This window comes from Marinobacter sp. NFXS11 (assembly GCF_040148675.1).
Lineage (GTDB): Bacteria > Pseudomonadota > Gammaproteobacteria > Pseudomonadales > Oleiphilaceae > Marinobacter.
Map to the genome: position 1 here is coordinate 574,221 of NZ_JAGDDV010000002.1, position 12,311 is coordinate 586,531.

General features: G+C 59.7%; 7 protein-coding genes. 1 reads left to right on the forward strand and 6 read right to left on the reverse strand.

Features of this window, described 5'->3' with window-relative positions; all coding sequences use genetic code 11:
• Positions 1–7 precede the first annotated feature (7 nt).
• The 6 genes from J3362_RS11700 to J3362_RS11725 form a co-directional block, all read right to left on the reverse strand.
• On the reverse strand, positions 8–2,512 hold the full coding sequence (locus J3362_RS11700) for a circularly permuted type 2 ATP-grasp protein (protein ID WP_349519902.1): 2,505 nt from the start codon (positions 2,510–2,512) through the stop codon (positions 8–10).
• Between the two features lie 89 nt (positions 2,513–2,601).
• On the reverse strand, positions 2,602–5,904 hold the full coding sequence (locus tag J3362_RS11705; protein WP_349519903.1) for a transglutaminase family protein: 3,303 nt from the start codon (positions 5,902–5,904) through the stop codon (positions 2,602–2,604).
• Between the two features lie 35 nt (positions 5,905–5,939).
• Positions 5,940–6,878 (reverse strand): alpha-E domain-containing protein, encoded by a 939-nt coding sequence (locus J3362_RS11710; RefSeq protein ID WP_349519904.1) that lies wholly within the window; start codon positions 6,876–6,878, stop codon positions 5,940–5,942.
• A gap of 1 nt (position 6,879) precedes the next feature.
• Positions 6,880–8,340, reverse strand: a complete 1,461-nt coding sequence (locus J3362_RS11715; RefSeq protein WP_349519905.1) for a circularly permuted type 2 ATP-grasp protein — start codon at positions 8,338–8,340, stop codon at positions 6,880–6,882.
• Positions 8,341–8,354: 14 nt separating this feature from the next.
• Positions 8,355–9,416, reverse strand: a complete 1,062-nt coding sequence (locus J3362_RS11720; RefSeq protein WP_349519906.1) for a zinc-binding metallopeptidase family protein — start codon at positions 9,414–9,416, stop codon at positions 8,355–8,357.
• Between the two features lie 116 nt (positions 9,417–9,532).
• The gene (locus J3362_RS11725; protein WP_349519907.1) at positions 9,533–11,116 is read right to left on the reverse strand and encodes a flavin-containing monooxygenase; all 1,584 of its coding nucleotides are present in this window, start codon (positions 11,114–11,116) and stop codon (positions 9,533–9,535) included.
• A 488-nt stretch (positions 11,117–11,604) separates the two neighbouring features.
• Here J3362_RS11725 and J3362_RS11730 point away from each other — a divergent pair, with 488 nt between their 5' ends.
• Complete coding sequence (locus tag J3362_RS11730) at positions 11,605–12,237, forward strand: TetR family transcriptional regulator (RefSeq protein ID WP_349519909.1); 633 nt, start codon at positions 11,605–11,607, stop codon at positions 12,235–12,237.
• Positions 12,238–12,311 lie beyond the last annotated feature (74 nt).

Below are 12,311 nucleotides of genomic sequence, written 5' to 3' on the forward strand. Positions count from 1 at the left end.
AGACGCCTCAATCCGGTTTCACAGGCCGGTCGGAATACCGGGTGTGAATGAAACACTGCCGCTGGATTTCATCCGACACACGATAGACCTCGGAGCGCATGCCACACAACAGCTCTGCCAGGGCCTCACAGGCTTTGTCCGGGTGTTTGCGTTCAAAAGCGTGCAAATCCAGGGCTTGCAGACGCTTCAGGGATTCACCCAGATCCGGGGGAAACAGTTGCCCGGTTTTGCGGCCCATCTCCGGCAGATCCTTCTGCAGCTGTCGCAGCTGGAACATCACTGAATGGGGGTTGCTCGCATCTACCACAAGGGTATGGAGTACGCCCAGGAGCTCCGGTGTCCGACGGTATCGGGTGCGGTAGGTGACTTCCGAGTTGGCCACTTCCAGCAGCCACTCGAGCATGGAGTGGCGGCTGAACCGGTCGCTGAACAATGGCACGCAGATCAGGGTACAGAGATTGGCCAGCCGTTCCAGACGCCGACCGATCACCAGGAAAACCCAGCTGGCGTCCCGGGTGATGTCATCCATGGCAAAGCCGGCCAGGGAGATGCAGTCCAGCAACACCAGATTCAACGCCCGGATCGACTGGTCCGGCGTGGTTGGCGCGGGGTTCAGGGGCTTGCCCACCCGATTGAGTGTGTGCCAGTTGTCTGAGGAAAGCCGGTCACGGACCTGGCTGGCATTGAACAGCAAAGCCTGAAGGATAGACGCGATCGAACCCGGAAACTTGAGATCGCTGACCGCCCTGAGTAACGCGTCGGGAAGCGGCTCCGGCACTGCGTCCTCTTCCGGTTCCGGAAGCGTCCCGAACTGTTCCGCTGCCTGCTGCAGCCCGAGCAGGGCCTCCTCGCTGGCCTGGTCGTGGCCCGACAGACGGTTGAAGGCCGCCCGCAACAAGCGGGCCGTACCTTCGGCCCGCTCCGAATGCCGGCCCATCCAGAACAGGTTTTCACCAACACGGGAGGGCGTGTCCCGCTCGCCATCGAGCAGGTCAGAAACCTGCAGCCGCTTCTTGATCAGTGACTTGGAGGGTGCCGTATAGCGGGCCTGTACCCAGGTATCTTTCGACAATCCACCCCGCTGCATGGAGATAACCTCCACGCCCTCGTCCATGGCTACCCGGGTCAGACCGCCGGGCATAACCCGCCAGCCGGAGGGCGTGGCCGCAGCGAACAGGCGCAAACCGATGGACCGGGTTGCCAGCGGCTGGTCCCGCTCACCCTTCCAGACCGGCGCCTGGGAAAGGTGGACCAGCTCCTGCCCGACAAAGGCATGGGGATGGGCGTGCATCTTCTTGATCAGGGCGTCTCGATCCGCGCCCTTCACCTGATAGCCGAATACCGGTTCCATTCGCATGCCCGCGAATGCCGGCTTGATCACCAGTTCGTCCAGGTGCTCGATCACATAGTCCAGGGCCGGTTTCTCACCGCACCACCAGGACGCCACCGACGGCATGGCCAAAGGCGAGCCCAGCAATTTCTTCGAAATCTCCGGCAAGAAGCCGAACAACGCGGCACTCTCCAACACGCCTGAGCCCAACGCATTCGCCATCAGAACCTTGCCTGCCCGCACCGCACCCAGCAGCCCGGGAATGCCCAATACGGAATCGGCGCGAAGCTCCAGCGGATCACAGAAGCCATCATCCAGCCGGCGATAAATGGCATGCACCCGACGCAGGCCCTGGAGCGTTTTCAGGTAAACGGTGTCATCACGGACGGTCAGATCCTGGCCTTCAACCAGGGGCAAGCCCAGGTAACGGGCCAGGAAAACATGTTCGAAATAGGTTTCGTTGAAACGCCCGGGGGTCAGCAGGACACACAGCGGCGATTCAGTGCCGGCAGGCGACATGTTCGCCAGGCTGTTCTGAAAGCCCTGGAAGAATTCCGACAGGTTGGTCACCGGCAGGTTGTGGAAGGGCGCCGGGAAGGCTCGGGAAATCACCAACCGGTTCTGCAGGGCATAGCCCGCCCCCGAGGGCGCCTGGGTTCTGTCCGCCATCACCCACCAGCCGCCGTCCGGCGCCCGCGCCAGATCCACGGCGTACAGGTGCAGGAACCGACCACCGGCGGGCTCAATACCCTGACAGGGCCACTGGAATCCGGCCTGCCCGTAGACAAGCGCGGGTGGCATCAGCCCCTCTTTCAACAACGCCTGCTCGCCATACAGATCGGCCAGAACGCGGTCCAGCAGCTCTGCCCGTTGAGCTACCGCTTTTGACAGCCATTGCCACTCATCGGCGCCCAGGACCAGGGGCAGCAGATCCACTTCCCAGGGCCGGGTGTCTCCGCGCGGATCTTCGTAAACGTTGTAAGTTACACCATCTTCGGCGATGGCACTGGAAACGGCCTGAGCCCTGATATTGAGACTGTCGACTGACTCAAGGTTGAACTGCTTCAGCAATGGCCGCCAGTGGGACTTCGGTCCGGAGCCCATGGAACCGAGCTCATCAAACCGATCCGGCACCGGGTGGTACTGACGGAGGATGTCAATTACTGCGCGTTGCTTCGCCACCTTGAATTCAGGCTCCGTTGGTCAGTGAGCTGGAAGCATAGCCGCTTTCTACTCTCCGGAGCCAGCATCAAACCACATGTCCATGGATGTTATTTGTGATATCGCAGATCCAGGGTAAACGGGAACTCCCGATGCTCCGGAACCGGCCGCAGGGGTTGTTGCCCGGAGCTGTGTCCCATCCTGAAGAAACGCGCCATACGTCGTCCTTCGGCCTCGAACGAATTCACCGGCAGAGTCTCGAAGTTCCGGCCACCGGGATGCGTCACGTGGTATTCACACCCTCCCAGACTGCGTTCGTTCCAGGTGTCGACGATGTCGAACACCAGCGGTCCATCCACACCAATGGTTGGATGCATGCACTGTGAGGGCTGCCAGGCCCGGTAACGAACGCCAGCGACCGATTCACCGACCATTCCAGTAGCCTGAAGTGGCAATGGCACCTGATTGCAGGTGATCTGGTAACGATCCGGGGCAGCGCCACGAACTTTTACCTGCAAACGCTCCAGGGAAGAATCCACGTAACGCGCTGTGCCGCCAATCGCGCCGTGCTCCCCCGTCACATGCCAGGGCTCCAGGGCCGAGCGAAGCTCAAGGGTTATGCCCTTGACCTTGTAATCGCCGATCCGGGGGAACCGGAATTCAAAATGGGGCGCGAACCACTCGCTCTCAAGCGGGTAGCCCTGAGACTTCATATCGTCGATGACGTCCTCGAAGTCCTGCCAGACATAATGCGGAAGCAGGAACCGGTCGTGCAGCTCGGTGCCCCAGCGCACCAGCCCGCTGGGCTTGTAGGGTTGCTCCCAGAATCGTGCCACCAGCGCCCGCAGAAGCAGCTGCTGGGTCAGGCTCATCCGGGCATGGGGCGGCATCTCGAAGGCCCGCAGTTCGAGCAGGCCGTGGCGCCCGCCGGGGCCGTCGGGAGAATAGAGCTTGTCGATACAGAACTCGGCCCGATGGGTATTGCCGGTTACATCGGTCAGCAGGTCCCGGAGCAAGCGGTCCACCACCCAGGGCGCGACTTTTTTGCCCATCGGGCATAAACGTTCCATTTCCCTGAACGCCAGCTCCAACTCGAACACATGATCATTGCGTGCCTCATCAATCCTTGGTGCCTGGGAGCTGGGACCGATGAACAGGCCGGAGAACAGGTAAGACAAACTGGGATGGTTATGCCAATAGCTGATCAGGCTGCGCAACAGATCCGGGCGCCTCAGGAACGGGGAATCTTCTGCTTTTTGCGAGCCCAGCACGAAATGGTTGCCGCCACCGGTGCCGGTATGACGCCCGTCCATCATGAACTTCTCAGAGGTCAGCCGGCACTCGTAGGCGTCCGCGTAGAGAGTCTCTGTCTGTTCAACCAGCTCATCCCAGGTTCGAACCGGCTGCACATTCACTTCGATCACCCCGGGGTCCGGTGTGATCCGGAAATGACTCAAACGGTGATCGGAAGGCGGCTCATAGCCTTCCAGCAATACCGTTAGCTGGAGCTCAGCGGCTGTTTTCTCAATGGCGGACACCAGCGCAAGGTAGGGCTCCAACTCCTCCAGTGGCGGCATGAAGATGCGAAGAACTCCATCCCGGGGTTCCACGCACAGGGCAGTGCGGACAATCTCCGATGCCGACTCTCCTTTCGCAGGGGGCTCCCGTTTCGGGGGCAACTGACCGGCCTCTCCAGGACTGTTCCATTGCCGGATCTCGTCAGTACCGGGCAGCGGACCACGTGGGGCAAAAGGATCCTGCTCGTGGATCCAGGGGTAATCGGCTTCTTCCACCCAGGGCTGGCTATCCAGAGGCAAACGGTGGCCCATGGGGGAGCCGCCCGGAATCAGATAACAGCGTTCACTGCGCAGGAACCAGGGGCCCGTTTCCCATTCCTGCCCTTCTTCGGTAACTCGCAGGGGGAGCACATAACCCACAGGCTCATCCAGGCCCCGGCTGAAAATCTGCTGAAGCTGCTCCCGCTCCAGGGCATTCTCTAGTTTGGCATCAAACGGATCGACGTTGACCGGCAGGCGACGTTCCCGCCAGAGGTAATAAAAAGCATCCTCAAACGCCGGAAACAGCTGCTTTTCGTCAACACCCAATTGTTTCGCCAATCCCTGCAGAAACCGGTGGGCCGCTTCCGGGGTCGCCTTGCCCTCGGCGCGCTCATCCGCCAGCCAGCGCTCATCCTGCCAGATCGGCTCACCATCCTTTCGCCAATAACAGTTCAGGGACCACCGGGGCAGCGGCTCGCCGGGATACCACTTACCCTGCCCGAAGTGAACCAGCCCGCCAGCACCGTAGCGGTCCCGCATCCGGTGATACAGCTCGATGGCCTTCTTACGCTTGGTGGGACCCATGGCCTCGGTATTCCACTCCGGCTCGTCCCGGTCGTGATTCGCCACAAAGGTGGGTTCGCCGCCCTGGGTCAGGCGCACGTCCAGCTCGGTGAGGCGCTGGTCGACATTGTGACCAAGCCCGACGATGCGTTCCCATTGGGCTTCGGTGTAGGGCTTGGTCACCCGTGGTGCTTCCCAAATGCGCTGAACGCTCATCTGGTGCTCGAACTCGACCCCGCACTCCTCCACCATGCCGGTAATCGGCGCCGCTGAGGACGGATCCGGGCTGCAGGCCAGCGGGATATGCCCTTCTCCTGCAAACAAGCCGGACGTCGGATCCAGCCCCACCCAACCCGCGCCCGGCAGAAAGACTTCGCACCAGGCGTGCAGATCGGTGAAGTCTTCCTCAGCGCCCGAGGGACCATCCAATGCTTTCTGGTCTGCCTTGAGCTGAATCAGGTAGCCGGACACAAAGCGCGCCGCCAGCCCCAGATGCCTGAGCGTCTGCACCAGCAACCAGGTTGAATCCCGACACGAGCCGGAGCCTTTTTTCAGGGTTTCTTCCGGGGTCTGGACACCCGGCTCCATCCGGATCAGGTAATCAATACGATCAGCAAGGCTCTGGTTCACACCCACCAGGAAATCCACGCTGGGCGTTTCCTTGCGGTCTATGGTGGCCATCCACTTACGGAATTCCGGTGTTTCCGGCAGTTTCTGTAAATAGGGCGCCAGTTCTGCCGTCTGCCATTCCTCGTAGTCGAAGGGGATGGTCTCCGCCCGGGGTTCCAGGAAGAAATCGAACGGGTTGATCACGGCCATCTCGGCAACAAGGTCCACCGTGATCTTTAGCTCACCGGTTTTTTCGGGGAACACCAGGCGGGCCAGGTAATTGGCCTGCGGGTCCTGCTGCCAGTTGAGGAAGTAACCGTCGGGCTCAACCTTCAGCGAGTAGCTGAGGATCCGGGTTCGCGCGTGCGGACAGGGCCGCAAACGAACTATCTGAGGGCCCAGGGTTATCGGGCGCTCATAGCGATAGTGGGTGGTATGACTCAGGGCAACATGAATCGACATGGAACCTATCTCGCAGGCGAATAAAATTGGGAGTTTCAGGCTGTCTCGTAGACAGGAAACCAGGTCTCTGCAATGTCGTCGTGAAGCTCACCGATTTCCAACTGCAGTTTTTCCAGGAACGGGATCACGTCTTCCTTGCGGATCAGCGCATCCACGTCGCCCTCCCGGGTGTGACGGACTGCCTGCAATGCCGTGCGTAACGGTATCTCGTTCCTTGGCAGGCGGCCGAGGGCCCCGGCCACCTCGCTGAGACTGTGCAGCACCGAACGCGGAAACGGCTCGTTCTGAAGCAGGAAGCGAATAACCAGAGGCCCGCTGACCTTTCGCCGCACGTTGTGACGGTACATCTGGAACGCACTCTGATAGCGCAGGACGCTGGTCCACAACAGCCCGCCATAGGTTTCGGTGCCATCCCAGCCATCCAGAAACTGCAGGGCGCCGACTTCAATCTGCCGCGTGGCCATGTCCGCCCGCTCAAGGTTGCGCCCGACCCGGATAAAATCGTACCCGGCATCGTGGCTCATACACCCGGCCAGCAAGCCATTGAGCATCTGGCAGCGACCCACGATTTCGTTGAGGAATTCGTACCTCGCCCGCTTACCAACCCCCTGGTCTATGTGCTCGAGAATGTAACGGTAAAGCTCGTTGATCACCTCCCAGGCGTCAGTGGGAATCTGGTCCCGGGTGGTACGGACATTTTCGCGGGCAGCCTTGATGCAGGACGCTATGGAGCTCGGGTTGTAGCTATCCGCCATCAGAAATTTCACGCAATTGCGTTCATCAGCCCGCTGATGGTGCTGATCAAACAATGCGCCCATGCCCGTCACCGCCACCAGTCCCTTCCAGGACAGTTGGGTTTCCCGGGGCATGTCCAGGGACAGGGAATTAAAGGCCATGATCATCCGGGCATTATTCTCGGCCCGCTCAAGGTATCGGGCCATCCAGTACAGTCGTTCCGCTACACGTGACAGCACATCAATTCTCCTCGTCCACGATCCAGGTATCCTTACTTCCACCGCCCTGGGAAGAATTCACCACCAGGGAGCCTTTGCGCATCGCCACCCGCGTAAGACCGCCAGCGGTAACGTAGGTCCTCACGCCCTGCAGCACAAAAGGCCGAAGATCCAGGTGTCGGGGCGCCAGGCCCTCGTCGCACAGGGTGGGAGCCACAGACAGACTCAATGTGGGTTGGGCGATGTAGTTGCGCGGGTTCTTCTTGATCAGCCGGGCAAACTCGGCGCGCTGCTTCTTGGTGGAATGCGGTCCCACCAGCATGCCGTACCCCCCGGACTCGTTCGCGGGCTTGACCACCAGCTCGTCGAGATGCTCAAGGACATACTCCTGATCCTGCTTGTTCACACACATCCAGGTGGGCACATTCGGGATGATCGGTTCCTCATCCAGGTAGTAACGGATCATGTCCGGCACGAAGGCGTAGATCACCTTGTCGTCAGCCACGCCGGCACCCGGCGCATTGGCAAGGCCAACCTTGCCATTACGCCAGGCCCGCATCAGACCGGGTACACCCAGGGTGGAATCGGAACGGAACTCTTCCGGGTCCAGGAAATCGTCATCAATGCGGCGATAGATCACATCCACTCGCTCAAGGCCTTCAACGGTCCGCATGTAGACACAGTCATCCTCGCCAACCACCAGATCGGCGCCTTCCACCAGCTCGGCGCCCATGCGCTGGGCCAGGAAGGAGTGCTCGAAATAGGCGGAGTTGAAAATACCCGGCGTGAGCACCGCGATCTTCGGGTGGTCCTGTGGCCGGGGCGAGATTGACGCCAGCATGTCGAACAACTGGTTGGTGTAGTCATCCACCGGCAGGATGTTGGTGTTGCCGAACAGCTCCGGGAACACCCGTTTGGTCAGCTGCCGGTTCTCGAGCATGTAGGAGACACCCGAGGGAACCCTCAAGTTGTCCTCAAGGACGTACACGGTGCCGTCTTTATCCCGCACCAGATCCGATCCGCAGATATGTGCCCAGACCCCCAATGGCGGCGTAAAACCCCGGCATTGCTCGCGGAAGTTCTTGGAGTTGGCGAACACGTACTTGGGGATGACCTTGTCCTTGACGATGTTCTGGTCGTTATAGATGTCATTGATGAACATATTGAGGGCCGTCAGGCGCTGCGCCAGGCCCTGCTCGATGGTTTCCCACTCCCGGAGCGAGATCACCCGGGGAATGATGTCGAAGGGCCAGGCCCGGTCGATATTCTCGCCTTCACTGTAGATGGTGAAACTGATCCCCATCTCCAGTATCGCCAGTTCGGCCGCCTGCTGACGCGCCTGGATTTCCTCGGAACCAAGGTTGCCCAGGTAATCGGTAATCGCCGTGGCGGCGGGCCGGGGCTTGCCCTTGGCGGCAATCAGCTCATCGAAGAAGTCATTGGGATCGTAGTTTTTCCAGTCTATCGATTTATTCTTTTTCATTTGGGGTCCTTTTGTTAACCACCGTGAGCTATTCGGTGTACCAGGCGGAGCTTCTCCACCACCGGAGCCGCAAGCACGAAGGGGTAGGCGTCCTCATGCCCCATGCTTCGGTTCAGGCTGTTGAGCGCAAGCGTCAGGGGTAACCAGTGCTTGATCAGTGCATCGAAATTGTCGGCCTGGTAGGGATCAAACGCAGGGTCTGGTTCGCTGTTCATCATCGGGCGCTGCCGGGCATTCACCCGCATCCCGAACTGCCAGGCAGTCTCCAATGTATCCACCATATGCAGGTAATGTGCCCAGGTCTCCGCCCAGTCTTCCCAGGCATGGCTGCTGGCATAGGCGCTGATGTACCAGCCTTGCCAGTCACCGGGCGGGCCGTACTGATAATGCTGGTCCATAGCCTGCCTGTAGTCCCTGGTGTCGTCACCAAATACTTCCCTTACCGGGCTCAGCCAGGACCCGGACCGCACCAGCAGGTCCCAGTAGTAGTGGCCGGATTCGTGGCGGAAGTGCCCCAAAACAGTGCGATAGGGTTCGGCCATCTGACTCCGCATTCGCTCGCGCTCTACGGGGTCAGCCTCCGCAATGTTCATGGTTATCACACCATTGGCGTGGCCGGTTTTTACTTTCGCGCGTTCGTCGAACATCGCCGGCTGGTCAGCCAGAAAATCGAACGCCAGCCCGTACTGGTCCTCATGACGGGGTTCGCAGGGCAGCTCAAGGCGCAACACCGAATACACCAGACGCCGTTTTTCCTTCTCCAGACGCCGCCAGAGATCGTTGTTCTTGGGGATGCTGAGATCGGGGATAGTGCGGTTCAGTCGGCAAGCGACACAGAAGGTATGGGAGTCCGGAGCAGGGATCAGCCAGTTGCAGGCACCCTGGTTCTGATAGTTGCTACAAAGCCGGTAAAGGTCGCCCCGGGCCACGGCCGCCCAAGTGCCATCATCGTTTGGCTCGATAGCCAGCAGGTCCATGACATCCGGGGCAAAGCCGAGGCCACACCCGCAATTGGTACAACGGCTGTTTTCAAAATACAGCAGGTTGGCGCATCGGCCGCAGTGAAACAGCTTCATTGGGGGACATCCTTGGCCGATACCGGCAAGACCGTTGCCTTAAGTATTGGCCATCCGGGCCAAAACGCAACTTATCCACCGTCAAAAGGCGGCTGAATACCCCCGCTGATCCGACGCTAGACCGCCATGGCAGGATCAACTCCGGCGACGCTGTCACTGGCGCCTTTACACAGGTACTGCTCTGCGTCGAAGCGCCGTGTCTGGTTCCGGAACTGCCAGGTAAAACCCGGCCACAGGGTCGTGTTCCTGCCGTTTTCGTTGACATACCAGCTCTTGCAACCGGTCTGCCATACGGAATCGCCCAGCTTGGCATGAATGGAAGCGTTGTAACGGCTCTGGGCGTCCGGCTTCACTTCCATGCTGCTCCATTGCTGCCGGTGCATCTTTTGGAGGGCATCCAGCACATACTGGATCTGGCTCTCGATCATATACACCATGGAGCTGTGGCCGAGGCCGGTATTCGGGCCCATCAGCATGAAGAAATTCGGGAAGCCACTGATGGTGGTGCCTTTATAAGCTTCGGCGCCATCCTTCCAGGCATCCAGCAAATCCTGACCATGACGGCCAAAAATCATGCCCGCGGGAATCGGGTCCTGGGCCCGGAAACCGGTGCCATAGATGATGCAATCCACTTGCCGCTGGTTGCCCTGATCATCGATCACGATGTTGCCCTGCACCTCACGGATACCCTCGGTCACCACGTCCACATGGTCCTGGGCCAGCGCCGGATAATAGTTATTGGAAATCAGCACCCGCTTGCAGCCGAAATGGAAATCCGGTGTGACTTTGCTGCGCAATGCCTTGTCTGGAATCTGGTTGCGAATATGCCGACGGGCCTGCAGTTCACCCAGTTTCAGAATCCGCGGGTTGCCGACAAAACCCAACACTCGCGCCTCAAGCGACCAGTAAATACTCTGCCGGAACGCATTGAGGGTCTGCGGGCACATCCGGAACAGCCGCTTTTCCAGCGGTCGGATGGCCCGGTCCGGCTTGGGCATGATCCAGGGCGGTGTGCGCTGGTAAAGGTCCACCCTCGCAGCCTGCTTCGCCACCTCCGGAACAAACTGGATGGCCGAGGCGCCTGTGCCGATCACCGCCACCCGCTTGCCGTGCAAATCGTAGTCGTGATCCCAGTCCTGGGAGTGGAAACGCTTGCCCGTGAAGGTCTCGATCCCCTCGATCTCCGGATACGCGGGCGTGCTCAATCCCCCCATCCCGGAAACGAGGATATCGGCCCTCAACGTACTGAATTCCGGCAGCCCCTTATCGGTGCGATCCAACCGGTCTCCCGGCTTCACGCCTCTTTCCTGCATGTACGCCCAAAGCGCCGGGCTATCACAGGTTTCAACAACCCAACGTTGATGGTTCTCATCAAATCGCGCTCCCGCCACGTGGGTGTTCAGCCGGATGTGCTTCATCAGCCCGTATTTCTCGGCGCAATGTTTCAGATACGCCTTGATCTCGTGCTGCTGGGCATACATCCGGCTCCAGTTCGGATTCTGCTCGAAGGAGAAGGAGTAGAGTGCAGACTGAACGTCACAGGCACACCCCGGGTAATGATTCTGGTGCCAGGTGCCGCCGATGTCGTCGCTCTGTTCAAAGATCACGAAGTCATTGTAACCGGCTTCCTTGAGTTTGATGGCCATGCCCAGGCCGGAGAAGCCGGTGCCGATGATGGCGATCTGTGTGTTCTGTGTCATTGCTGCACTCCTGCGTTGGCCTGCCCGGCCTTGTCTGTTGTTGTCCTGTTGGTCATGATGTCCGGTAGACACATGTATACACAGATTGGTAGACAACCGTATACTCCTGAGTCGGTGATTGGCCTCAGGTGACTGATCGTTGGCCTCCGTGGCGGGCTCGGGTTTTGGGGCTGGCCGTTTGTGGGAAGGGCTTCCAAAACATGCTCCTCGCGGCACATCCCTGTGACGCTTGGCTCTCGCCATCCTTGGCGAGAGACAGTTTTGGAAGCCCTTCCCACAAACGACCGTCAGACTCATGCAGGCCCGCCCTTAAACATTGGCTTGGCATCTGGAAGGCCTATTCCAATGTCCGGGAGCGGGTGTCGGGGCCGCCTTCACAGACTGTTGGAGGCCATGGATGGCCGGAAACAAGCGTACAGGGACGTACTTGCAGCGTGTCTGTGAAGGCGGCCCCGACAGCCGCTCTTCCACCCCACCAAGAGGAAAAAATGAACTCAATAACCGGCGGAAAACTGAAACTCATTCAGGCTGCACTTCGGCTGATTACCGAAACCCGGAGCCTGACATCGCTCGGACTGCGGGAGCTGGCCCGGGAGGCGGGGCTGAATCCGAACACGTTTTACCGGCACTTCAAGAGCCTCGATGAATTCGGGCTAACGGTACTGGGTTACATTGCCGAGGAGATGAAAGCCGGAGTACGGGATTTGCGTCAGATGGCCGATTCGTCGGAACAGGCGTCCCGGGATACGGTGGCCTTCGTTTACCACTATTTCCTGGCCAATCCGGCGGCCACCACTGTCGCCGTCCGGGAACTTCACGGCCCCTCGCCGGTACTGCGCCGGGCGCTCGAATTCCAGCTGGAAGCCAGCGCCCAAGAAATGGCCGAGGATATTATCGAGCGTCAACTGGTCAACGACGTGCCACCGGGGACCATTCATGAAATCTCCCGCATGACCATTCGGTACATTCTGTTCCGGGCGATGGACTACATCGAGAAACCGGAACAGCGGGAAACCATCCAGGCCGAAACCGAGCGTTTCATCAACCGACAATTCCGGGGCGCCATTCTGGACGGCCTTTCGGAATCGACCATTCAATCTCTGCGCCACCGCCTTCCCTAACCTTCGGTTCCGTCATTTCACCGTAAAGGTTCTCATTTAGGTATTTCTCAGCAAATCTGGTACCATCCCCGGCT